13 protein-coding genes and 1 pseudogene are annotated in these 23360 nt (G+C 73.2%); 2 read left to right on the forward strand and 12 right to left on the reverse strand.

Going from position 1 to position 23360, the window contains the following annotated elements; translation table 11 throughout:
• Nucleotides 1-3 precede the first annotated feature (3 nt).
• From IE94_RS0111215 to xylB, 9 genes are all read right to left on the reverse strand, one after another.
• A complete protein-coding gene (locus tag IE94_RS0111215) occupies nt 4-1173 on the reverse strand; it encodes an ATP-binding protein (RefSeq protein ID WP_030181868.1) in 1170 nt (389 codons plus the stop codon).
• Between the two features lie 52 nt (nt 1174-1225).
• On the reverse strand, nt 1226-6463 hold the full coding sequence (locus tag IE94_RS0111220; RefSeq protein WP_051777452.1) for a hypothetical protein: 5238 nt from the start codon (nt 6461-6463) through the stop codon (nt 1226-1228).
• Between the two features lie 5 nt (nt 6464-6468).
• Nucleotides 6469-7323, reverse strand: a complete 855-nt coding sequence (locus IE94_RS0111225; protein WP_030181873.1) for a DUF4132 domain-containing protein — start codon at nt 7321-7323, stop codon at nt 6469-6471.
• 120 nt (nt 7324-7443) lie between these two features.
• The gene (locus tag IE94_RS0111230; protein ID WP_030181876.1) at nt 7444-8580 is read right to left on the reverse strand and encodes a DNA polymerase III subunit beta family protein; all 1137 of its coding nucleotides are present in this window, start codon (nt 8578-8580) and stop codon (nt 7444-7446) included.
• Between the two features lie 212 nt (nt 8581-8792).
• Complete coding sequence (exaC, locus tag IE94_RS0111235) at nt 8793-10316, reverse strand: acetaldehyde dehydrogenase ExaC (protein ID WP_030181878.1); 1524 nt, start codon at nt 10314-10316, stop codon at nt 8793-8795.
• A 139-nt stretch (nt 10317-10455) separates the two neighbouring features.
• Nucleotides 10456-11715: a GAF domain-containing protein gene (locus IE94_RS0111240; protein WP_030181880.1), complete on the reverse strand. Its 1260-nt coding sequence runs from the start codon at nt 11713-11715 to the stop codon at nt 10456-10458.
• A gap of 175 nt (nt 11716-11890) precedes the next feature.
• Nucleotides 11891-12514 (reverse strand): N-acetylmuramoyl-L-alanine amidase, encoded by a 624-nt coding sequence (locus IE94_RS0111245; protein WP_030181882.1) that lies wholly within the window; start codon nt 12512-12514, stop codon nt 11891-11893.
• Nucleotides 12515-12863: 349 nt separating this feature from the next.
• Entirely contained in the window at nt 12864-14072 is a 1209-nt protein-coding gene (locus IE94_RS0111250; protein ID WP_030181883.1) for an ROK family transcriptional regulator, read from the reverse strand.
• A gap of 199 nt (nt 14073-14271) precedes the next feature.
• Nucleotides 14272-15717: a xylulokinase gene (gene xylB, locus IE94_RS0111255; protein ID WP_030181885.1), complete on the reverse strand. Its 1446-nt coding sequence runs from the start codon at nt 15715-15717 to the stop codon at nt 14272-14274.
• A 155-nt stretch (nt 15718-15872) separates the two neighbouring features.
• On the opposite strand from xylB, the gene xylA reads away from it, so the two are divergent.
• On the forward strand, nt 15873-17036 hold the full coding sequence (xylA, locus tag IE94_RS0111260; RefSeq protein WP_030181887.1) for a xylose isomerase: 1164 nt from the start codon (nt 15873-15875) through the stop codon (nt 17034-17036).
• A gap of 175 nt (nt 17037-17211) precedes the next feature.
• Here xylA and IE94_RS0111265 read toward each other — a convergent pair whose 3' ends face one another.
• Nucleotides 17212-18486 (reverse strand): SWF or SNF family helicase, encoded by a 1275-nt coding sequence (locus IE94_RS0111265; RefSeq protein WP_030181889.1) that lies wholly within the window; start codon nt 18484-18486, stop codon nt 17212-17214.
• A pseudogene (locus IE94_RS35390) lies at nt 18483-21378 on the reverse strand (DEAD/DEAH box helicase). Before IE94_RS35390 ends, IE94_RS0111265 begins: the two are co-directional and overlap by 4 nt.
• Before the next feature lie 290 nt (nt 21379-21668).
• Here IE94_RS35390 and IE94_RS0111275 point away from each other — a divergent pair.
• Nucleotides 21669-21851 (forward strand): hypothetical protein, encoded by a 183-nt coding sequence (locus tag IE94_RS0111275; protein WP_007447051.1) that lies wholly within the window; start codon nt 21669-21671, stop codon nt 21849-21851.
• A gap of 4 nt (nt 21852-21855) precedes the next feature.
• Here IE94_RS0111275 and IE94_RS0111280 read toward each other — a convergent pair whose 3' ends face one another.
• Nucleotides 21856-23247 (reverse strand): tannase/feruloyl esterase family alpha/beta hydrolase, encoded by a 1392-nt coding sequence (locus IE94_RS0111280; RefSeq protein WP_030181893.1) that lies wholly within the window; start codon nt 23245-23247, stop codon nt 21856-21858.
• Nucleotides 23248-23360 lie beyond the last annotated feature (113 nt).

Genomic DNA, 23360 nt, shown 5'->3' on the forward strand with positions numbered 1-23360 from the left:
AGGTCAGCCCTCCAGGACCGTGCGCAGGTCCCACAGGGTGCGCCAGGTGGCGGAACCCTGCTCGGCGCGCCGCCGGACCGGACCGTCCCAGTACCCGCGCAGCCGCGCCGCGTCGGCCGGGTCGTCCTTGCGGACCACCCCGAGGAGATGCCCCGGCAGCAGGCCCAGCACATCGCGGTCCCCGGGGAAGTACGCCGCGGCCAACCCCAGCGCCCCCGCGACCGACACGGCCTCCGCGGTGCTCATGACCGTGGAGGGGCGCTCCACCTCCCAGCCCTCCGCCGACCGGCCCTCGCGCAGGTCGCGGAAGGCGACGACCAGTGCTTCCAAAACCGCCTCGTCGACCCTGAACGGTGCGCCGGCCCGTTCGACCGAGGCCCGTGCCTGGCTGCGGACCAGGGCCGTCTCGGCGTCCAGGTCCGGGATGGGACCGACGGTCTCGAAATTGAAGCGGCGCTTGAGGGCGGCGGACATCTCGGACACCCCCTTGTCGCGCAGGTTGGCGGTGGCGATGAGGTTGAAGCCGGGGGCGGCATGCGCCAGCGCGTCCTCGGTGCCCGAGAGTTCGGGGACGGCGATGCGCCGCTCGGAGAGCAGGGAGACCAGGGCGTCCTGCACCTCCGGCAGACAGCGGGTCACCTCCTCGACGCGGGCGATGCCGCCCCGGGTCATCGCCGTCAGGACCGGGGAGGGCACGAGCGCGGCGCGGCTGGGACCCTGGGCGAGCAGCAGGGCGTAGTTCCAGCCGTACTTGAGCTGGTCCTCGGTCGTACCCGCCGTGCCCTGCACCACCAGGCCGCTGGTGCCGCACACGGCCGCCGACAGCAGTTCGGACAGCAGGGACTTGGCGGTGCCGGGCTCGCCGACGAGCAGCAGTCCGCGCTCCCCGGCCAGCGTGACGACGCACCGCTCGACCAGCGCCCGGTCGCCGACGAACTTGCCCTCCACCACCAGCCGGCGAGGTACGCCCTCCGGTGCCTCGGCCCCCTCGGGCAGCCGCAGGGCACGGTCGTCGCTGCCCATCACGAAGGTGACCACGGCGCGGGGTGTGAGCCGCCAGGCGGGCGGGCGGGGACCGTCGTCGTAGGCGGCGAGGAAGGCCAGTTCGGAGGCGTACCGGTCCTCGGGCGGCACGATCTGGCGGGCGGTGGCGGGGGAGAGGATGGTGGTCATCGACGGATCTTCCGGTGGGGTCGGGCAGCGGTCACTGGGACTTCGCGCAGGGTCATCGGCGACGCCCCCCGCGGGTGGCGCGGGTGGTCAGTTCCTCGTAGGCGGGCGCGTCCTGGGCGCACACCCGCTCCCAGGCGCGAGTGAACAACTCCGGCACCGGGACCAGCGGAACGGACCGGAACCCTTCGCCGACCGGGTAGAGGCCCTCCTTCCACGTCTCCACCGGCAGCGCCGGGGACTTGAGGCCGCGCCAGCCACAGGGCAGGAAGAGGGAACGGCCGGCCCGCGGTCGCTTGGCCTCGACGACCAGATCCGTGGCGGCGAGCTCGGCGCGGGCCGCCTTCAACCGTGCGGGCCTCCAGCCGGTCCAGCGGGCGCAGTTGCGGTCGGTGGGGTCGGGCAGGGCGAGGAGTTGGAGGTAGAGCGCCGCCGCGTCCTCGCCCAGGCCGTGGGCCGCCGCCACCTCGGTGACGAGCGCCGGAACACTGACCAGGGGGTCCTGGGCGGGCCCGGCGGGTCCTTCGGGGTCCAGACCGGCGTCGAGAGCGCGCGCGAGTTCGTCTCCCAGGAGGGTGCGCAGGGCTCGCACCCCCCTGCCGCGCGCGGCACCCACCAGTCCTTCGAGCAGCCCGAACACCGCGTCGTCCGGGCCGGTGAGACCAGCCGGCCGCACCAGTACGGTCTCCCTGTCGCCGGGCCAGGGACGCAGGGCGAGGGCCTCACCGATCCGCGTCGTGCCGTCCTGGTCGGCGCCGCCGGCGGCGGGCAGTCCGTACGCCTTGCGGAGTTCGGCGGCGGTGGTGCCGCCCTTCTCCGTCCACCCCACATCCAGGTCGAGCAGCAGGCCCGGGTCGGCCAGGCGTTGGCGCAGTGCGGCCAGGCCCTGCGGCAGGGACGCCCGGAGGGGGTGGCCGTGGGGGAGGGCGTAGGCGAGCGAACCGAGGGCGTCGACGGCGGCGGTCAGCGTGTGTCGGCCGGGCACCGCGGCGGGATCCTCCGCGAGCAGCCGGCCGTTCTCGTCCGGCCGTTGGACCGTGGTGCGGCTGAGCCAGGGCGTGCGCGCCGGGTTGAGCACGGCCTCGGCGGCCCCGATGGGCAGGCCGTCGAGCGCGGTGGCCAGGTCCTCGGGCACGCGGACCAGGCCACCCAGGCGCTCGGCCCAGGCCCGGCCCAAGGCGTCCGTGTCCGGCCCCGCCGTCCACAGCTCGGCGGGATCGTCGGGCAGCAGGGCACCGATGAGCGCCGCGCGGTCCGCGGCCGTGAGCGAGTTCAGCATGCGGTTGCCCGTGCCCAGTTGACGGGGCTTGAGCCCGGCCGTGGCGAGCGCGCCGGCGTCGAGGCTCTCCGGCTGCCCGGCGAGGAGCACCGCGGCCTGGAGCGGTCCGACGCCTCCGTGGGTGGCCGAGGCGAGGGCGGCGGGCGCCTCGGGCTGCCAGGGCGCGGCACCCTTCTCCCGGGTCAGCCGGGCGACCGAGGCGAGCGCGTCGACAGGGAGCGCCGGAACGTGCCGGGTCTCCTTCTCCAGCGTGAAGTGGGCGACTGCTCCGAAGACGCCTTCCGGATCGTGGTCGACAGCGAGCCAGTTGACACGGTCCCGGGCCATGTCGACGTTCTGGCAGCCGAGGACGACCACGGTCCGGCCGTCCCGGCGCATTACCTGCCCGGCACGCTCCCGCTGGCGGTGCTTGTCGTACGGCTCGCCCAGGACGATCTGTCGAAGGCACTCCCCCGGAGCGGCGAGCGGCCCTTCGGCGAGTGCCCCGAACAGGAGCAGCAGAGCCTCCCGTTCGGCCGCCGGCAGGGTCGGTGCGGTGGCCCGGTAGGCCAGGGGACGCAGCACGCCCAGCAGATCGGGCCAGATCAGTCCGATGCGGGGGACGGTGTGCTCGTCGCTGAGCCACCCCTCACCGAGCGCCGACCGACGGGTGCGGTCGGACAGGCGAGTACCGTCGGCGGGCCTGCCCGAGAGCACGTGGTTCACGGCGCGGATCTGCCGGAGCGCGGTCCACTGGCTCTCGCCGCCCCATGACCCCCACAGCCGAGCCAGGCCGTCGGTGGCCGCGCGCAGGGTGCGGTCGTCGCCGTACTGGGGCCGGTAGTCCGCGAACATCCCCTCGGTCCGCTTACGCTCCGGCTTCGGCTGCTCCTCGGGCGGGGTGACGAAGCGGGTGACGGCCTCGGCGATCTGGACCGTGGTGCGGACCAGAGACGTCACACCGGTGAGCAGCCGCTTGTCGGTGAGTCCGGGAAGCGCCCGGGCCACGGTCCGCCGTACCACCTCGTCGGCGGAGGGCACCGCGGGCCCGTTCGCACCGGTGGCCGACGCGCGGGATGCCCCGGTGTCCGCATCGGGGTCACCGGCCGCTTCGTCCGCGGCCTTCGCGGCGCTCACCAGGGCCCGGCGCTCGGCCAACGCTCCTGCCGCGGCGCGCACCAGGTCGGCCGCCTCCTCGTCGGTGAAGGCACGCAGGACGGCCGACCCACGCTCGTCCCGGGGCCGCAGCGCGTGCCAAAAGGAGACCGGCGGGACGAACGGTGTGCCCGCGGCGAATTCCCCGCCCCGCTCGTTCGGCGTCACGCGGCCGAGCACGCCCCGGTCGCCGCCGTCGTCCGGCGCGTACAGGGCGATCCGGCGTCGGGCGCGGGCCACGACGGGTGCGGCGCCCCCGGGCAGCCGCAGCGCACCGAGCGGGATGACGCGTTCGCCGCGCCGGGAGGTCCGCAGCGTGACCCTCCGGCCGTCGGGTGTGCCTGCCGTGATCTGCGCCTCTCCCGCCGTGTCCTCGGCGCGCACCCAGCGTCCCAGTACGGCGCCGTCGGTGCCGAACGGGCTCTGCTCCAGACCCGGTTGCAGGGGCAGCACCTCGCACCGGTCCTGCAGGAGTGTGGCGTCGTCACTGATGCCGGAGCGGAGGAAGTCGGGCAGGGAAGCACGGCTGTGCGAGCCCGTCGCCGGGTCGTACTCCAGCCACACCTGCCGCCGCCCCTGCCTGCCCTGCCGCCAGTACGACGTGCCATCGCCGATGACGGGCCTGCTCGCGGGCAGGACGGTGTCGCCGGCGTGCAGGGTGCGCCCGCCGGTGGCCCGGCCGCCGCCGGGCAACGGGAGGGAGGGGGCGACGTCGTCGTTGCGCCACCAGTGGGAGATCTGCTCGCCGGTGAGGGTGAGGACCTCGGACGGGCGGCTGGACCAGTAGCCGCGCTGCTTGCCGTCCTGCCACCACACCACGAGCAGTTCCCCGTCGGTGTAGCGGAACTGCGGTCGCTGCCAGCGGTCCAGATCGGCCGACAGCCGCAGGTCGTGTTCGAGGAGCATCCGGTCCGGGCCCACGACGACCGCCTTGTGCCCTCGGCTCAGGATCAGACAGGGCCACGCCTCGTTCACGATCAGCGTGGTGTCCCGGTCCCCGCGCGTCCCGGGCCCGCTTCCCGCGCGGGTCCGGACCTCGGTGTCGAGGAGGCGCAGGGCCTCGTCGAGGGCGGGCCAGCCCAGTTCGTCCAGGATGCCGGCCCGCAGGGTACGCCCGAGCAGCGGAGCCACCTCGTACCCGGCGGCGCGGGCGAGTGCCTCGGGACTGACCCGGGAAGCCACTGACCGGAAGGGGCTCAGCCGGTCCAGCGACTCGCGGGCCCCGGGCAGGCCGACCGCCCCGGCGAGCTCACCCACGGCGCCGTGCAGCCACTCGCGCACCACCCCGCCGAGCACGGGGTGGTCGGCGAGGTGGTCCAGTACCCGACCCGACTGCCGCTCGCGCCCAGCGGCACCGACCGCCCGCAGCAGCAGGGGACGCAGTCGCGGGTCCGCGGCCACGGCGGCCAGATCACGCCGTTCGGGCCGGGTGTCGCGCACCCAGCGGTCCAGTCCGAGGTGCACCTCGGCGTCGGGAGCGGGCAGGGCGAGGGGGACGTCCTCCGCCGCGCACAGGTCGAGCAGCGAAATGTCGACGCCCACGTGCCGACGGCCGGTGAACAGGTCGACGGGCCGTCCGTCGGCGCGCAGACGGGAGGCCATCCGTGCGACGAGGGCGAGCGTGGCGGGGGAGCTGTCGCACACCGTGGCGCCGTGCTTGCGGTGGGCGGCCCAACGGCTCAGCCAGGCCGCAGCGTCGACACCGCCCACGGCCTCGACCACCACGTCGATCCCGCCGGCCGGACGGCCGTCCTCGCCGACCGTCTCGCAGTGCTCGCCAGTCGTCTCGCCAGTCGCCTCACCGGGCGTCTCGCGGGTCGTCCCGCCGTCCTCGCCGGTCAGCAGCCGGTCGGCACCGCACTCGGTCAGCAGGTCCAGCCAGAACTCGTCACTCTTTACGTCGTGGTCCAGCCCGGCCGGCATGATCTCGAGAAGCCGTTCCCGAACGGCGGGTCGCTGTTCGGCGAGGACGCTCAGGGTCGCCCGGTAGGCGGTCCAGAAGGAGGCGGGAGCCCGGACGGCGGCGGGCGAGGCGACCAGGTCGGCGACGAGGTCGCACTCCGCCTGCACCCTGGGCAGACCGGCCGCCTTGATCAGCCCGCGCGCGTCCTGCGGCAGCGACGCGTACGGCGGCACACCGGCCGCGCAGCGCTCCACGGTCAGCTGCCGGAACTGGGCCCACGCCTCGGTGGCGTCCAACCGGGCGGCGAGGTCCTTCACATGCTGCTTCAGCGCCTTGACGGTGAGCGCCCCGGCGAACGCGAACTCCAGGAACACGGCACGCTGCCGCTGCTCGTCGACGGGGAGCGCGTGCACCCGCTCCGCCGCACGGGCCCTGCCGAAGAAGGCGGCGGCGTAGGTGGTGTTGTCGCACTGGAGGAAGATCCGTGCGGCCTGCTCGTAGAAGGTCGGCAGGAAGGGCGGCACGGCGCGGCCGAGCCGGTCGCCGAGCTTCTCGAAGCCCTCCTTGGCGGTGCCCGGACGGGACTTGGCCTGACGGGCGAGCCGCTCCACGTCCTTGACCAGGGCCAGTGCATGGTGCCCGTTGGCCGGGTCGTTGACCAGGGCCCAGGCCGGGAATCCGAGGGTTTCCCGCCTGACCTGCCCGACCTCGGGGGTCTCCGCGTCCCGCACCAGTCCGAGGAAGTCCAGGGCGAGATCCTCGGCCTCTCCGAGGGTGCCCGGCACCAGCCGGACGACGCTGCGCTCGCCCAGCGCGGCATGGGTGTACGTACGGACGGTGAGGGTGTCGGCGTCCTCCCGGGTGGTGCTGCCGGGCGGCAGCAGCGCACCCGCTTCGAGCAGCGCGGAGGCCGTGGCGTCGGCGGTGCCCGCGGCCACGCGAGCGTCGGTGACGCCGCGGGCGGTGGAGGTGTTCATGGCGCTCACGCGGCCCGCTCCTCGTCCTCGATGTCGCGACCGGCGTACAGTGCGGCAGCCATGCGCATCCCCTCCGACCAGGCCACCGGCCCGATCCGGCCCAGCTTCAGCACCCGCCCGGCGGCGTCGGTCCACATGAGGGGGCCGGTCTCCGTCTCCTCGTAGCCGTCGTAGTCGCCGACCCAGACGCGGGCCTCCACGCCCTCGCCGTCCTCCCAGACGGAGCAGACCGCGTAGCCGCCGCGTACCCGGTGTCCGAGCTGGGTGACCCGGCCGTGCAGGAAACGGAGCTCCTTGAAGGCGCCGCCCGCGAACTCCTCGACGGAGGTGGCCTCGGCGTCGAACGCGGCGGGGCGGTGCCACACCTCGCGGAAGAGCTGCTGAGCCCGCTGCTCGACACCGAGCTCGACGGCGAACTCCCGCAGCTCCTCGAGGTCTTCGAGGAGCACGGGATGCGGGAGACGAACGAGGTCGGGAGCGATGCGCACCGTGTCACCGTCGAGGTCGACGAGGCCGAGGCCGCGCTCGGGGTCGGCGTCCCGCAGGAAGCCCGCGACCTCGCCGTCGGCACCGGTGACCACGAGGTCACGCAGGGCGGACCGCCAGGCCGGGTCGGACCACACCCGGGTGAGCACGGCGAGCGGCACGGGCAGCGACCGCACCATCCACCGCTCCACGTCGGTCAGACACTGGCGTTCGTGCCGATCGAGCCACTCGACGAGCTGCCTCAGCCCGACCACCGCGGGATCGTCCGCCAGCTTGGCAGGCACCGACTTCAACCGCCGTCCGGCGGCGTTGCGGCAGACCACCTTCCCCTCGTCCAGGGCAACCTCGTAGTCCCCGGCCGTCACCCACCCCATCAGTGCCTCCCCGCACCGCAGTGATCACGTGCTGACGACTGTAGGCGAGCCCACTGACAACGCCGTGGGCGCAGGCGTCCGAGCGGGGAGGAAGGGCCGCGGGGAGGTCCGCCGGGCCCGTCAGTCGTCCAGGCGAACCGGCATCAGCAGCGAGAACGTCCCCTCGTCGTCCGTACGCCGGATCGCCAGCGGCGCCGTGGGGGAGGCGCCGAACTCCAGCACGAGCCGGTCCCGGCCCGCGGCGTCCAGCGCGTCCAGCAGGAACCCCCGGCCGACACCGATCCGGTTACTGTCGCAGCCTCCGTCGCGGGCCCTGTCGCCGGCCCGGTTTCCGTCCCCGTTTCCCTCGTCGTCCCCGCAGACGATCACCCTGCCGTCGTCGACCGTCGTCAGCACGCTGACGTCACGAGCGGGCCGGCCGGGCTCGCGCTCCTCGGCCACCCGGACGGGACCGGCCTCCAGCGCCTGCCGGAACGCGGGCACGTCGACGACGAACCGTCGCCCGGGCGGCAGTTGCACGAGACGGCGGTAGTCGGGGAATTCGTGGGCCAGGCACCGCCCCGACGCCTCGCGCTCACCAGCCTCCAGCGTCACCCGGTCACCTTCCACGGCGAAGTGGGCGGCCCCGCCGTCGGCCAGCAGCGCGCGCATCGCGTCGACGAGCGGCGCCGGCACGACGACGTGTTCGCGCGAACCCGCGTGTCCGACGGCGTCCGTGCGCGCGACGGCCAACCGGTACCGGTCGGTGGCCACGACGTGGAGCACGTCGCCCTCGACGTCGAACAGGACCCCGCCGAGCATCGGCAGCTCAGGGTCCTCGCCGACGGCGAACCGGACCGCGTCGAGCGCGGGCGCCAGTGCGGAGGCGGGAAGGGACAGGCGGACGGTGCGGGTGGGCGGCGAGGCGGTCATGGGATTCTCCCGGTGATCGAGTAGCGCTCGGAGCGTGGAGAACTCGCTGCGGGCCTCGGTCAGTCCCTGTTCGAGACGGCGCAGATGTGCTTCGAGAAGCCTTCGCACCAGGTCCGTGTCCGCGCCGGACCAGCCGGCCAGCACCAGCCGGATGTCCGCCAAGGGCATGGCGGCCCGCCGCAGCCGGACCAGCAGTCTGGCCTCGTCGAGCTGCTCGGCGGCGTACCAGCGGTAGCCAGTGCCCGGATCGACCCGGGCGGGGATCAGTAGACCGGCACGGTCGTAGAACCGCAGGGCACTCACACCCAGGCCGCTGTCGCGGGCCATCTCCCCGATGCTGCGCATTTCGCTCTCCACGTCCCGGACTCTGATCCCTTGACCAGGTCGAGGGTCAAGCAGGCGATGATTCCCGCGGCGGCGGGCCTGCCGCTCCTCACCCGAGAGTGGCATCCGTCAGGGAGAACCGAAAGAAGAGAAAACTGTCGGCAGGGGCGCGTGCTGGGGCAGCCGCCCCAGCACGCGCCCCGCTCCCGCGTCTCGCCTCTGGTGTCTGGCGTCTAGAAGAAGCCCAGCTTCTTCGGGGAGTACGACACCAGCAGGTTCTTCGTCTGCTGGTAGTGCTCCAGCATCATCTTGTGGTTCTCCCGGCCGATGCCCGACTGCTTGTAGCCGCCGAAGGCGGCATGCGCCGGGTACGCGTGGTAGCAGTTCGTCCACACGCGTCCGGCTTGGATCGCGCGGCCGGCGCGGTAGGCGGTGTTCATGTCGCGGGTCCACACACCGGCGCCGAGGCCGTACAGGGTGTCGTTGGCGGTCTTGATCGCGTCGTCGAAGTCGTCGAAGGACGTCACCGACACGACCGGGCCGAAGATCTCCTCCTGGAAGATCCGCATGCGGTTGTGGCCCTCGAAGATCGTCGGCTGGACGTAGTAGCCGCCCTTCAACTCGCCGTCGTGCTGGATCCGCTCACCGCCGGTGAGTACCTTGGCACCCTCCTGGCGGCCGATGTCCAGGTAGGAGAGGATCTTCTCCAACTGGTCGTTGGAGGCCTGCGCGCCGATCATCGTGTCGGTGTCGAGGGGGTGGCCCGGCTTGATCAGCTCAGTGCGGGCGACGGCGGCCTCCATGAACTCGGCGTAGCTGCCGCGCTGGACGAGCGCCCGGGACGGACAGGTGCAGACCTCGCCCTGGTTGAGCGCGAACATGGTGAAACCCTCGAGTGCCTTGTCGCGGAAGTCGTCGTCCCGCGCCCAGACGTCGTCGAAGAAGATGTTCGGCGACTTGCCGCCCAGCTCCAGCGTGACCGGTTTGATGTTCTCCGAGGCGTACTGCATGATCAGCCGCCCCGTGGTGGTCTCGCCGGTGAACGCCACCTTCGCCACCCGAGGGCTCGACGCCAGGGGTTTGCCCGCCTCCACGCCGAAACCGTTGACGACGTTCAGGACACCGGGCGGCAGCAGGTCCGCCACCAGGCTCAGCCAGTAGTGGATCGAGGCCGGGGTCTGCTCCGCGGGCTTCAGGACCACCGCGTTTCCGGCGGCCAGGGCAGGGGCGAGCTTCCAGGCCGCCATCAGGATCGGGAAGTTCCACGGGATGATCTGCGCGACGACTCCCAGCGGCTCGTGGAAGTGGTACGCCACGGTGTCGTCGTCGACTTCGCCCAGCGAGCCCTCCTGGGCGCGGACCGCGCCCGCGAAGTAGCGGAAGTGGTCGATGGCGAGCGGGATGTCGGCCGCCAGCGTCTCACGCACCGGCTTGCCGTTCTCCCAGCTCTCGGCGACCGCCAGGCGCTCCAGGTTCGCCTCCATGCGGTCGGCGATCTTCAACAGGATGCCGGAACGCTCGGTCACCGAGGTACGGCCCCAGCCCGGCGCGGCCTCGTGCGCGGCATCGAGCGCCAGCTCCACGTCGTCCGCCGTGCCGCACGCGATCTCGGTGAACGGCAGACCGTTCACCGGGGACGGGTTCTCGAAGTACTGCCCGCGCGCCGGCGGTACGTACTCACCGCCGATGAAGTGGTCGTAGCGCGACTGATAGGAGACGATCGCGCCCTCGGTGCCGGGTGCCGCGTAACGGGTCATCCTCTGTGCCTCCCTCATCGAGCGCTGCCCGCCGTTGGACAGCTCTGCGCGTGAGGCTAGGAAGCGGGACGTTGCAGAGAGGTTGCGTGTGCCGTCCGCCGGTGAACGGTCTCCCACAGGGCCGCTCACCGCCGGGCACTCAACCCGCGTTCGGCGCCGTCAGCTCGGACTCCAACGCCACGAGGCGGGAGCGTGTCGCCGCCGTGGGCCGGACCGCGGCGAGGGCGCGCCACACGTCGAGATCGTCCTCTCCCCACGGAGCGTGGGCCCAGTCGGCCAGCAGATCGGGATCGCCGCAGGTGATCAGCGCTGCCCGCAGACCGTCGGCGAGCCGGCGCCTGAGCCGAACGACCGCCGGGGCCTGGGAGCCGGGCAGCAGCGGACCCGCGTACCTCGTCGCCGCCGCCGTCACCGCCCCGGCCCGCAGCCGACGTTCGACGACGCCCGCGTCGGAGTCCACGGGCATCGTGAGCCGGTACGGCCGGGAGGCCAGCCGGCCGGGCCCCAGGATGCCGCGCAGGCGCGCCAGTTCCGCCCGGAGCGTCACCGGCGGCACCGTCTCGTCCTCGTACAGTGCGCAGAGCAACTCGTCGCCCGTCAGACCCTCGGGGTGGTGGGCCAGCAGCACGACGATCTCGCTGTGCCGCCGGCTCAGCCGGACCCTGCGACCGTCCGCGCTCAGCAGTGCCTCGTCACGGCCCAGGGCGGTCAGCTCGGCCGCGTCGAGCCCAGGCCGCTCAGGGGCGAGCAGCGCCAGCTGCGACTCCGCGGCACGCGCCACGGCCTGTACGAAACCCAGGCTGTGCGGATGTGCCAGACCGTCCCCGCCCGTGATGTCCACGGCGCCGAGCACCCGCCCGGTGCGGGGATCGTGCACCGGAGCGGCGGCGCAGGTCCAGGGCTGGACCTGCCGTATGAAGTGCTCGGCCGCGAAGACCTGCACCGGACGGCCGACGGCCACCGCCGTGCCCGGCGCGTTCGTCCCGACGGCGGACTCCGACCAGCGGGCCCCGGGCACGAAGTTCATCCGTCCGGCCCGGCGTCGGGTGACCGGATGTCCCTCGACCCACAGCAGCCTGCCGTGCGCGTCGCACACCGCGAGCAGATGTTCACCGTCGGAGGCGAACGTTCCCAGCAGCTCCCGGACCAGCGGCATCACCCGCGACAGCGGGTGTTCCGCCCGGTACGCGCCGAGATCGCCGTCCATCAGCTCCACGCTCGCGCTGCCGTCCGGGCCGACACCCGCCCGGACCGACCGTCGCCACGACTCCGCCACCACGGCGCGCACGGGCCGCGGCACCGTCCCCGCCTCGGTGAAGGTCTCATGGGCCCGGCGCAGTGTCCGCGCGCGCTCGGCGGGGTCGGCACCCGGTTCCAGAGCCAGCCATGAATCAGTCAACTCGGCCTCCCCGGACGGTGTTGCGGTGTGGGACATCGTGACTCCGCTGATACGCGCGGACAACCTCTTCGACCAGCCGGACACCCGAATGTGGTGTTCCGAATGGACCGGTGGCGAGGCCGGACGAGGACTGGACGAGTGCCGGACGAGTGCCGGACGGGGGACAGGCGAGGGGTCAGACGAAGTTGACCAGTCTGATGTAGCGGGTCCAGTCCCAGAAGGGTCCCGGGTCCGTGTGATCGCTGCCGGGCACCTCGTGATGCGCGATGATGTGCGTGCGGTCCATGGGAATCCCGTAGGTGGTGCAGATCGCCGCGGTGAGCCGGGCCGACTGCTCGTACAGCGCGTCGGTGAAGTACTCGGGCCGGTCCACCCATCCCTCGTGTTCGATCCCGATGCTGCGGGTGTTGTAGTCCCAGTTCCCCGCGTGCCACGCGATGTCCGCCTCCCGGACACACTGCGCGACGTGCCCGTCGGAGGACCGGACGACGTAGTGCGCGGACACCTGCTTCTCGGGGTCGCGGAAGATGGACAGGGTGTCGGCATAAGTCTCCTGCGTGACGTGGACGATCACGTAGTCGACGGGGTAGGTGGTGGGGCGGCTCGACCGGCTGTAGTTGGACGTGTTCGCCGGCAGCCACTCCGCGGCGGGATAGTCGACGGCACGGGCCCGTGCGGTGGCCCGCGTGCCGGAGAGCAAGGTGTACGGGACGGTGGCCAGCGCGGCGCCCTTGAGGAGCCGCCGCCTGGTCGGAGCGGGTGCTGTCCTATCCCTTTCCGCGGGATTGCCCTTTTTCATGGGATTGCCCTTTCGTCGGAGGGGGCCCTGGGCCCGGTGGGGGGTGACTGCTCGGCCGTCCGACATGCCGGACCGACGTGCCGGACCGACGTGCCGGACCGACATGACGGAGCGACATACGGACCGACATGACGGCCCGACGTGAACCGCGGAGCAGAACGACGACGCGGACGTCCGCCCGCCCCGGGGGCGAGGTGCGTCCGCGTGAATCACCGTACGGGGGCCGGGGGTTGCGCAGTAGAGCGCCGCGCCGTTCCGTGGACAGCCACCGCCTTGTGGACACAGCGCTCACTCGATCGAGTGAACGGAACTGGCGGGTCAGGTCGCCGACGCACCTCTGCCGGGCAGCTCAGGCCCGCTCCGCCACCGCGCCCGGGTCGTCCAGGACAGCCCGCACCACGAAGTGCGCGGCGCCGAGCAGTGGTCCCTGCGGACCAAGCTCCGAGACCGCGACCGGGCAGGCGGGGCCGGCCGTGCGCCGGGCCAGCTCGTCACGCAGCGACGGCAGCAGCCAGGGTGCGAGACCGGCCAGGGCACCGCCCAGCACCACGCCCTCGGGGTCCAAAAGGTTCACCGCCCCGGTCAGGGCGATGCCGAGAGCCGTGCCCGCCTCGCGCAGGGCACGCCGTACGTCCTCGTCGCCCTCCGCGGCACGTCCGGAGAGCAGTCCGACCCGGTCTTCGCCGGGCTCCACGCCCGCCGCGCGCAGTACTGCCTCCTCACCGGCGTACTGCTCCAGGCACCCCCGCCCGCCGCAGGCGCACTCGGGGCCGTCGGGATGGACCGGCACATGCCCCAGCTCACCGGCGAACCCGCGGGTACCGCGCAGCAGCCGGCCGTCGAACACCACGGCCGCACCGATGCCGATCTCCGCCGAGACGTGCAGGAAGTCCCGCGGAGTGCCGTCGCCGAGCCAGAGTTCGGCGAGCGCGCCGAAATTGGCCTCGTTGTCCACCGTCGGCGGCAGGTCCGCGGGCAGCAGCGCCCCGAGGTCCGCGTCGCGCCAGTCCAGGTTCGGGGCGCGTACCACGGTCCGGCCGTCCCGGGCCACGAGACCCGGCACGGCCACCGCGAGTCCGGCCGGCCACAGTCCCTCCGCCTCCGCTTCCGACACGACCTGCCGCACCAGGCCGGTGAGCTGTGCGAGCACCGGCTCCGGAGAACGGCCTCGATTGCTGCCGTACCGCACCGCACGCGCGCGTACCCGGCCGCACAGGTCGACCGCGCAGACCGCGAGATGGTCGACGCCGACCTCCGCCCCGATGCCGGCCGGGCCCTGCGCGCTGACGGCGAGCGCGGACCCGGGCCGGCCGACGCGGCCGGGGCGCTCGGGCCCCAGCTCCTCCAGCAGGCCCGAGCGGACGAGTTCGTCCACGAGGGTCGACACCGCCGCACGCGTCAGCCCGATCCGTGAGGCGACCGCGGCCCGGGACAGCGGGCCCTCGGCGCTGACGGTGTGCATCACCCGCGCGAGATTGCGGCGGCGCATTCCCTGCTGGGTGTCCGGCAGCGCGCGCCCGGGACGGGCCGGGTGGGCTTCGTGCGGCGGTGCGGTCATGCCTCCGTCAGTCCTTGTTCTGTCGTCTCTCGGTCCGGTCACCGGCCGGCGACCGGACCGGGGTGCACGCGTGTGCCGTCCGACGCGGGGACACGCCGGGCGGAGTGCCTCCGCCGCGTAGCGGTTCCGTGGCGCCGGGGCGCGCCCCGCAACCGTTCGCGGAGCGTCCGCCGGTGGCCTCGCCCGCGCGAGCGCGTCCTCAGTTGGAAGCCGCGTCCCGTTCCAGCAGCGGTGCCGCGTCGGAGAGTACCCCGGTGATCCTGTTCAGCGTCTCCTGGTCCCGTTCCACGGCGTCCAGTACCGGTCCGGCGGCCGTGTTCCAGCGCCGGGCGACGGCGGCCGCGTCCTCGCCGGTCAGCAGGCCGGCCGCCTGTGCCGCGGCGCCGAGCGCCACCAGCTCCTTGGCCTCCGGGATCTGGACCGGGCGTCCCGACAGGCGCCGCACCGTCTGCTGCCAGGCCGCACCCCGGGCGCCGCCGCCGATCAGCAGCAGTGGCGCGGACGGGTCCGCGTCGGCGTCCAGGACGAGGTCGAGCGCGCCGAGCAGCGAGTGGACGGCACCGTCGTACGCGGCCTGGAGCAGCTGGCCCGCGGTCGTGTCGTGCCGCAGCCCGTACAGGAGGCCGGAGGAGTGCGGGAGGTTCGGCGTGCGCTCGCCGTCCAGGAAGGGCAGGAGCGTGGCCTCGGTGCCCGGCTCGACGGCTTCCCGGTCGAGGCCCAGCAGGGACGCGACCCGGTCGACGGCGAGCGTGCAGTTCAGGGTGCAGGCCAGCGGCAGCCAGTCGCCGCGCGCGTCGGCGAAGCCCGCCACCGTGCCGGTCGGGTCGGCGGGCCGGTGCTGCGACACGGCGTACACCGTGCCCGACGTGCCGAGGCTCATCACCGGGACGCCGGGGCGCAGCCCGAGGCCGAGCGCGGCGGCCGCGTTGTCGCCGGTGCCGGCGGCGACCAGGGTGCCCTTCGAGAACGGCAGGCCGTGACCGTCGCGTACCGTGCCGGCCACCTCGCCGGGCCGGACCACCCGGGGCAGCAACGCCGGATCGAGCCCCACGCGCGCGAGGATGCCCTCGTCGTACGCCTCGATGCCCGACGCCCACCAGCCGGTGCCGGACGCGTCGCCGCGATCGGTGGTGCCCTCGCCGGTGAGACGCTCGGTGAGGTAGTCGTGGGGGAGCCGTACGGCCTTCACCGCGCGGGCCGCGTCCGGCTCCTGCTCGGCGAGCCAAGCCCACTTGGTGACCGTGAAGGAGGCGCTGGGGACACTCCCGGTGCGCTCCGCCCAGGCCTTGGGCCCGCCCAGCTCGTCGATCAGGCGGCGGGCCTGCGGAGCCGAACGCACGTCGTTCCACAGGAGGGCGGGGCGTACCGGCTCGCCCTGCGCGTCCAGCGTGACCAGACCGTGCTGCTGCCCGCCGATGGAGACCGCGGCAGCCTCGCGGGCGGCGTCGCCGCACTGGGCCAGGGCCTCGCCCAGCGCGTCCCACCACTGGCGGGGATCGCTCTCACGGCCGGTCCCGGAGGAGACGGTGTGGGGCGCCTGACCGCTCGCGACGACCCGGCCGGTGGCCGTGTCGACGACCAGTGCCTTGGTGGACTGGGTGGACGTGTCCACGCCGACGACGAGCGGACCCTCGGCTGCTGACATCGGGTTTCTCCCTCTTCCGCGGGTGCTGCGACCCGGCCTTCACTCCTTCGGGGACACCTTGTCCCTTCCCAGAACCGTGTGTGCATACTAATTTGTAAAGCGCCATGACGAAATAGTCGGCAGCGATTGATCGGCAGCACGTGAGGAGCCGCGGAATGAACTACCAGCCCACTCCCGAGGACAGGTTCACGTTCGGTTTGTGGACGGTCGGCTGGCAGGGCCGTGACCCGTTCGGCGACGCCACCCGGGCCGCCCTGGACCCGGCGGAGTCCGTGCGGCGTCTGTCGGAGCTGGGCGCGTACGGCGTCACGTTCCACGACGACGACCTGATCCCGTTCGGGTCGAGCGACACCGAGCGGGAGTCGCACATCAAGCGGTTCCGGCAGGCGCTGGACGCGACCGGCATGAAGGTGCCGATGGCGACGACGAACCTGTTCACCCACCCGGTGTTCAAGGACGGCGCCTTCACGGCCAACGACCGCGACGTGCGCCGCTACGCGCTGCGCAAGACGATCCGCAACATCGACCTCGCGGTCGAGCTGGGCGCGAGCGTCTACGTGGCCTGGGGCGGCCGTGAGGGCGCGGAGTCCGGTGCGGCCAAGGACGTGCGGGACGCCCTGGACCGGATGAAGGAGGCGTTCGACCTGCTGGGCGAGTACGTCACCGAGCAGGGCTACGACCTCAAGTTCGCGATCGAGCCCAAGCCGAACGAGCCGCGTGGTGACATCCTGCTCCCGACGGTGGGACACGCCCTGGCCTTCATCGAGCGCCTCGAGCGCCCGGAGCTGTACGGTGTGAACCCGGAGGTCGGCCACGAGCAGATGGCCGGTCTGAACTTCCCCCACGGGATCGCCCAGGCGCTGTGGGCGGGCAAGCTCTTCCACATCGACCTCAACGGCCAGTCGGGCATCAAGTACGACCAGGACCTGCGGTTCGGCGCGGGCGATCTGCGGTCCGCCTTCTGGCTCGTCGACCTGCTGGAGCGGGCCGGCTACGCGGGTCCCCGGCACTTCGACTTCAAGCCGCCGCGGACCGAGGACTTCGACGGCGTGTGGGCGTCGGCGGCCGGCTGCATGCGCAACTACCTGATCCTCAAGGACCGGGCCGCGGCCTTCCGTGCCGATCCGCAGGTCCAGGAGGCGCTGGCCGCGGCCCGTCTGGACGAGCTGGCCCGCCCGACCGCCGAGGACGGGCTCGCCGCCCTGCTGGCCGACCGGAGCGCCTACGACACCTTCGACGTGGACGCGGCCGCCGCGCGCGGCATGGCCTTCGAGCACCTCGACCAGCTCGCCATGGACCACCTCCTGGGCGCCCGCTGACCGGTTCGGCCCCCGTGTACGGGCTCCGGCCCCCTCCCTCGCGGACGGGGCCGGAGCCCGTACGGGCAGTCAAGCCCGAAACCCCGCGCGCCGGGACGGGACGGCGAAGGAAGCAGTACCTAGGCAGGCCGGCCCAGCTCACGTCAGGCCAGGCAGCGGAGGGCCGGCCGCGGTGTCAGGGCTCGTCCCCCGACGCGAGGGCAGCCGTGGCCAAGGCCGTCGCCGGATCCTGGCCGGCGCCGCCCACGGGGAGCCACCGGCCGTCCTCCCTGCGGTACGGCCACCAACGCCCCTCGCGGTCCAGGCGTAGCTGATGCGGTGCGCCGACGACGGTCCACCGGTTGGCCCGGGCCTGCAACGTCGGCCGCTCGTGCTCCTCCCAGGCAGAATCCAGTACCGCACGCGCGCGGGCGAGCGTGTCGCCCTCCACCGTCCACTCCTCCTCGAGCACGGAAAGGGCGGCGCCACCTCCGAGCCGCCACGCGCGCACGGCCTCGGCCATCGCCTCCCGCGAGCGCCCCGAACCCTCACCGAGGCGCTCCAGCGCCTCCGGTCCGGGATCTCCCGCGGCCAGGCGCACCGCATCCTGCGCCACGGTCGGCTCCGGGGCCACGGCCCGCCGGTCGTGTCCGGCGCGCAGCGCCTCGGACAGCAGGCGGTGGGCCTCCGCCGCCGTCCGGGAGGCCAGGAAGAACAGCTCGGACGGGTCGACGCCCGGCGGGGAGGCCGTCTCCGTGTCCAGGGACGGCGGTACACCCGGACCGTCCCCGAGGCCGGGCGGGGCGGGCAGCGGAGGCAGCACCTGTCCAGCCGCGTACGCCTCGGCGGCGTCCACACCCTCCGGCCGCGGCCGGGAAGAGACCTCCTCCGCGCGCGCGGTGCCGTGTGCCTGGAGGGCATCCAGTACGGCGCTCTCCGCGCGGCCCCGCATCAGCAACAGGACGAAGGGATCCTGGTCCAGCAGCCTGGCCACCTGGTAGCAGAGCGCCGCGGTGTGACCGCAGTGGTCCCAGGCACCGCAGTCGCACTCCGGTTCCAGGTCGCCCATGCCCGGCAGCAGGTCGATGCCGGCGGCCGCCGCGTCCTCCACGAGGTGCGGCGGCATGTCGCGGTCCAGCAGCGCCGCGACATGTCCCGACCGCTCGATCGCCATGTCGACGAAGCGGTCCCACTGGGCGGCGGAGAGCTGCTCCAGCAGGACGTCGGCCCGGTGTGCCGTTCGGTCCCGGTCCTGGACGACCGCGGTGATGCGCCCCGGCCGCACCGACACCGCGCCGACCGCCCCCGCGCGCGCGAGCCTGCGGCCCGTCTTCACCTGCGCAGCGTCCATCGCCGCGTCCTCCAGAGCCCGCAGCCAGGCGCGGCCCCACCAGGTCTGCGCGAAGCCCCGTCCCTGGGCGGGTGGCAGCGCGACGAACGTCCGTTCCGCGTCGTTGTCGTACCGAGTCATCGCGTACCCCCTCGCAGCTCGACCAGGTCGGCCAGTTCCGCGTCCGTCAGTTCCGTGAGCGCCGCGTCGCCCGAGCCCAGAACGGCGTCGGCGAGTTCCCTCTTGCGGTTCAGCAGGGCGGCGATGCGGTCCTCTATGGTTCCCTCCGCGATCAGCCGGTGCACCTGCACGGGGCGGGTCTGTCCGATGCGGTACGCACGGTCCGTGGCCTGTGCCTCGACGGCCGGGTTCCACCAGCGGTCGTAGTGCACGACGTGCTCCGCGCGCGTGAGGTTCAGTCCCGTGCCCGCCGCCTTCAGCGACAGCAGGAAGACCGGGACCTCTCCGTCCTGGAACCGCCGCACCAGTGACTCCCGGGCGGTGACGGACGTGCCGCCGTGCAGGAACATCGACGACACGCCGCGCGCGGCCAGGTGCTGCTCGATCAGCCGCGCCATCTGCACGTACTGCGTGAAGACCAGCACGCTCGCCTCCTCGGCGAGGATCGTGTCGAGCAGCTCGTCCAGCAGCTCCAGCTTCCCGGAGCGACCGGTGATCTTCGGCCGGTCCTCCTTGAGGAACTGCGCCGGGTGGTTGCAGATCTGCTTGAGGCTCGTCAGAAGCTTCACGATCAGGCCGCGCCGCGCCATGTGGTCGGCCCCGGCGATCTCCGCGAGCGCCTCGCGCACCACCGCCTCGTACAGGCCCGCCTGTTCCGCCGTCAGCGACACGGGGTGGTCCGTCTCGGTCTTCGGCGGCAGCTCCGGCGCGATCCCGGGGTCCGACTTGCGGCGCCGCAGCAGGAAGGGCCTGACGAGCCGGGCCAGTCGCTCCGACGCCGCCGGGTCCTGTCCGTCCTCGACGGCCTGGGCGTAGTGCCGGGCCGTCCTCGACGGCCTGGGCGTAGTGCCGGCGGAAGCTGCCGAGCCGGCCCAGCAGCCCGGGTGTGGCCCAGTCGAGGATGGCCCACAGTTCCGAGAGGTTGTTCTCCACAGGGGTGCCGGTGAGCGCCACGCGCGCGCGGGCACCGATGGAGCGCAGTCGCCGGGCGGTCTCGGAGTACGGGTTCTTCACGTGCTGCGCCTCGTCCGCCACGACCATGCCCCACGACACGGCGGCGAGCCGGTCGGTGTCCAGGCGCATGGTGCCGTAGGTGGTCAGCACGAACTCGCCGTCCGCGAGGTCGTCGAGGTCGCGGCGGGTGCCGTGGAAGCGGCGTACGGGCGTGCCGGGCGCGAACCGCTCGACCTCCCGCTGCCAGTTGCCCATCAGGGAGGTGGGGCACACCACCAGGGTGGGACCGGCGGCGTCCGCGTCCGACTGCCGGTGCAGATGCAGGGCGATCAGAGTGACGGTCTTCCCGAGCCCCATGTCGTCGGCGAGACAGCAGCCGAGGCCCAACGACGTCATGTGGACCAGCCAGTCGAGGCCGCGGCGCTGGTAGTCGCGCAGCGTGGCCTCCAGGGCGGCGGGCTGCGCCACGGCCTTCTGCGCCCCGGGGTCGGCGAGGCGCTCGCGCAGGGTCGCCAGCCAACCCGTGGGACGTACCTCCACACGGTGTCCGTCGACCTCCGTCGAGCCCGTCAGGGCAGCGGCGAGCGCGTCGACCGGCGTGACCTTGCGGTCCTGCCGGGCACGGGCGCGGTGGGCCTGGTCGGGGTCGACGAGCACCCACCGGTCGCGCAGGCGCACGAGGGGGCGGTTGGCCTCGGCGAGCAGGTCCAGCTCCTCCCGCGTGAGGCCCTCGCCGCCGAGGGCGAACGTCCAGCTGAAGGCGAGCAGTGCGTCGGCGGACAGGAACGACGTCCCGGCGCCGGACGGAGTCGTACGCGGCTCCGGATCGCCGTCGGGGGGTCCCACCTCGGCGCGTTCGGTCAGGTCGCGGGCCAGTTCCCGCGGCCAGTGCACGTCGACGCCGGCGCCGGTCAGCGCTCGGGAGCCGGCTCCGAGCAGCTCGGCGACCTCGTCGTCGGTGAGCTCGACCGCGTCCGGTACGGCCGCCGACAGCAGGGGCGTGAGCGAGGGCCAGGCCCGGGCCGCCCGGCGCAGGGCGAGCAGGGCGTCCATCCGCGCGCGCGTGCCGAACGCGGCGCCCGCAGTGCCGGCCCACACCTCCGCGGTGTCCGCGACGAGCGCGGGATCACTGACGCTGTGCACCTGGGGCACCGCCCGGAACGTCGGCCGGGCGTCCCGGGGAGTCGCGGCCGACAGCCCCCGCACCTCGATACGCAGGGACAGCCGTACGCCCGTGTCGTGGCCCGCGGCGACGTCCAGGGTCCATGCGCGCAGCTCGGGCGACAACCGGGGCTCCCGCGCGGCGTAGGCGGGCCCGGCCGTCAGGAGTTCGGCTGCGGGGGAGCGGGGCAGTGTGTCCGCGACCGCGTCCAGGAAGGAGCGCACCAGGCGTTCCGGGTCGGGCAGGCGCAGGGGACCGGTGTCGTCGAGGGGGACCGCGTGCGCCTCGGGCGGCATGGCGGCGGCGAGATGGCGGACCCGCTCGATCCGCTCCGCGTCCAGCGGACCCACGCGCCAGGCGTCGTGCTCGGTCGCGGACAGACCGGGCAGCAGCAGCCCGCGCGCCACCAGGTGCAGGGCCTCGACGGCGACCGCTCCCCAGAACACCGACGCCCGATGTCCGTCCACGCGGGCACGCGCGCGTGTGAGCACCGGAAGGGCGGCCCGTACCGGGAGCAGCACGGCCGGCACGCTCACCGCCTCCACGCCGTCGTCGTCGGGCAGTACGACGGTCAGGTTTCCCGCCCTCCCCGCCGGGACGATGCCGGGTGCGTCGCCGTCGGGCCGCCAGAAGGCGACGGTGCCGGTGCGGGCTGGATCGCCGGGCAGGAAGACGGCGCAGCAGTCGACGAGTGCGGAGATCTCGGAGGGGGTCGGAAGAGCGTTCTGCGCAGCGATGACGTTTTCCTCAAGTTTGACTAGCCCGGATGCGGCGGCCGAGTATATGTGATCATCGAAGCTATGAGCTGCGCTTGGATTGTGGCATTGGTCACTGTTCAGGTGGGGAGATGTCTTCCGACTGGGGGAGGTGTCTCCCGGCGTCTCTCCGGGCTCGGCCGCCGACGAGCTCTCGGGGGTGCCTAAGGGTCGGTCCTCAGGGTGTTCTCAGGGTCACGCGGCGGAACCGCCGGGAGCGCGGGCCCGTTTTCCGTACAGAGAGCGGCTGTGGCCGCGAAGGAGGCGACATCATGTCGAAGAACGCCAAGGTCGCAGCGGGGGGTGTGGCGGCCGGACTCATCCTGCTGATCTGGCTCCCCTGGTGGGCCGCCCTGCTGATAGTTCTGGGCGTCCCGGCCGCCGCCTACCTCGCGCTCGATCCCTCGCAGCGGCGCAGGCTGCGCCGTGTCTCACGCAGGGAGATAGGCCGTTGAGGCGCTAACCCAGCGATGTGGCCTGCTCCGCCAGGGCGCAGGAGTCGAGCACGTCTCCGTCCGAGGGCTCACCGACCGTGTGATCCGCCGGCGGCGGGGTGCCCCGCTCCACCCATCCGGTCAGTACGTCGAACGCGGACCGGAAACAGGGCAGGATCGGCCGCAGCCTGTCGGGATACGTGTCGTACAGCCCATCGACGTGGGTTCCGCCCCGGATCGTGTAGTAGCGGTGCAGTCGGCCGCGCCCGCTCGCGTCGATCATCCGTGCGTACACGTCGGAGTCGGCGGCCTTGGGCAGCAGCGTGTCCAGATCGCCGTGCAGCGTGATCAACGGCTTCCCGATGCGTCCGGTCAGTGCCACCCGAGCCACCGCGCGGTGGACGGAGGCAGGGCGTGCCGCGTAGTCGTACGTCGCGTCGGACGGGCACGGCGCCAGGATCTCCTCGGGGGAGGACCCGGCGGTGGGCCCGGGACAGTGCGGGTCGTAGGCCGGGTCGAACTCGGCACGGTATATCTTCTGCGTCACCCCCCAGTAGGCCCTCTCGTGATACGGCCACAGAAACTCCGAACCGCGCGCGAACCCGACCGCGTACAGGTCCTCGTCCCCGGCGGTGCCCAGTGACCGGGCCACCGTCGCCGGGAGCGAGGTGAGCAGTCCGGTTCCGTCCTCGGTCCACAGCGCCCCCTCCCAGTCGACGCCGCCGTCATATAGTTCGGGGTGGTTCTCCAACTGCCAGCGGGTGAGGTAGCCGCCGTTGGAGATGCCGGCGATGTACGTGTGCCGCGGGGCGTGCCCGTACCGACGGGCGGCGGCCTGCCGGGCGGCCCGGGTGAGCTGGGTGGTCCGTGCGTTCCACTCCGCGACCGCGTCTCCCGGTCGCTTGCCGTCCAGGTAGAAGTCCGTTCCGCTGTTGCCCTTGTCGGTCGCGGCGTACGCGTACCCCTGCGCCAGCACGCGGTCGGAGATGGCCTTGTCGGTGGCGTACTGCTTGCGGGTGCCCGGCGCTCCCGTCACGACGAGGCCGCCGTTCCATCGGTCCGGCAGCCGGATGACGAACTGGGCGTCGTGCCGCCAGCCGTGCGTGGCGTTGAAGCGCGAGGAGTCCGGGAAGTACCCGTCGACCTGGATACCCGGAACCCCGGAAGGCGTCCTGGTGCCGCTCGCCGTCAGCCCGGCCTGGTCCGCGAGGTCGGTGTACGGGGTGCCCGCCAGGCCCGTGGTCGTCAGATCGGGCAGACAGGTGCTGCGCTGCACAGCCGCGCCCGGCACTCGTACGCGCTCCTTCCGGGCACAGTGCGCTCCGGTGTCGACGGCCGCGGCGGAGGGCGACGGCGCGCTGAGCGTGACGGCGGTCAGGACGGCGGCCAGGAACGGGACACCACGGGGCAGACGCATCAGGTCCTCCGAGCGCGACGGGGAAGTGGAGCCGAGGGCTGCCCCATCGTGCGGGTCCGCCGCTCCGCGCTCCATGGGCTGGAGCCACATGCGCGAAGAGCGGGTCATGGAGG

It is taken from the genome of Streptomyces violaceorubidus, from assembly GCF_000717995.1.
GTDB lineage: Bacteria > Actinomycetota > Actinomycetes > Streptomycetales > Streptomycetaceae > Streptomyces > Streptomyces violaceorubidus.